Origin of the sequence: Kitasatospora sp. NPDC091257 (assembly GCF_044757675.1) — a bacterium.
GTDB lineage: Bacteria > Actinomycetota > Actinomycetes > Streptomycetales > Streptomycetaceae > Kitasatospora > Kitasatospora lactacystinica.
In genome coordinates, this window is record NZ_JBIVVI010001804.1 from 1 (window position 1) to 1,178 (window position 1,178).

The 1,178-nt window shown below is 73.0% G+C and carries 1 protein-coding gene; it reads right to left on the bottom strand.

Annotated features, from left to right (window positions below; translation table 11 throughout):
- Positions 1–156: 156 nt before the first annotated feature.
- Positions 157–816: a polysaccharide deacetylase family protein gene (locus ACIQOV_RS42150; protein ID WP_401056535.1), complete on the bottom strand. Its 660-nt coding sequence runs from the start codon at positions 814–816 to the stop codon at positions 157–159.
- Positions 817–1,178: the final 362 nt, after the last annotated feature.

Here is a 1,178-nt window from a genome sequence, read left to right on the forward strand (position 1 = left end):
CCACCGGGGGGCGCTGGTTCATCCTCCAGGGCCTGCGCTGCGGCGGCGAGCCGGCCCCCACCGGCTGCGACCGCCGCTGCGCCCTGCTGTGGCACGAGTCCTGGCTGCGCCTGGAACCCGCCGCGGAACCCGCCGCCGCCGGCCGCTGAGCGGCCGTCAGCGCCGCCAGCGGTCGCGCACCAGCTTCGCGGTCAGGTGCAGTGGTCCGTCCCGGTCTCCGACGTAACATCGGGGAAGCGCGTACACCCCGCTGTGGGGCCCGGGGCTGACCGCGCACCCGTACGCGTAGCCGGCCTGCTCCACCGCCTCCACCGCGGCGTCGTCGAGCGAGCCGTACGGGTAGCAGAACCCGCCGACTTCCCGGCCCGTGAGGTCCTCCAGCACGTGGCGGCTGTCGGTGACCTGGGCGGCGAGGTCCCGCGCGCCCAGGCCCGCCAGCCGCCGGTGGGTCAGCCCGTGCGAGCCGATCTCCACCCCGGCGGCAGCGGCTTCACGGACCTCGTCCGCCGTCATCAGCGGCTTGCGCGGGCCCTGTCGGTCCCAGTCGTTGCATCCGCCGAGCCGGCCGGCCACCACGTAGACCGTCGCGGTGAAGCCGTACTCCGCCAGTGCGGGCATGGCCTCCTCCAGGAAGTCGCGGTACCCGTCGTCGAAGCTGAGCCCGACCAGGCCCGCCGCGGTGCCGTCCCGGTGGGAACGCATCAGGGCGCCCACCGACACCCCGCGCAGCCCGCGGGCGGACAGCCAGCGCAGCTGGCGGCGGAACCGCGCGGGATCGACGGTGATCAGATAGGGGTCCTCGACCGTCGACGTCACCGAGTGATACATGAGTGTCCACGGGAGGCTTCCCGCGCCTGCGCCGGTCTCCCTTTCCGGACTATTGCGTGGTCGAATGATTCGCATGTTCCGCTCCAGCTGTCCGGTGGCACCGCCTGTGCAGGTGGACCCGAGGAAATTGCATTCTGGCAGCGTCGGACCCCGCTTCCATTCGCGCCAGGCGACTCCGCTTCATTTCACCCGGATGCCGGATCGGGAGCGGCCCGCCGGGGGACCGGCCGGACAGCCCTGATGACGATGACGTTGTCGACAAGGACGGCGACGGCGATGGCAATGGCGACGGCGACGGCCGGGGCGGGACCGGGGCGCCGTCACAGGTGCTGGAGCAGGCCCTGGAGGGG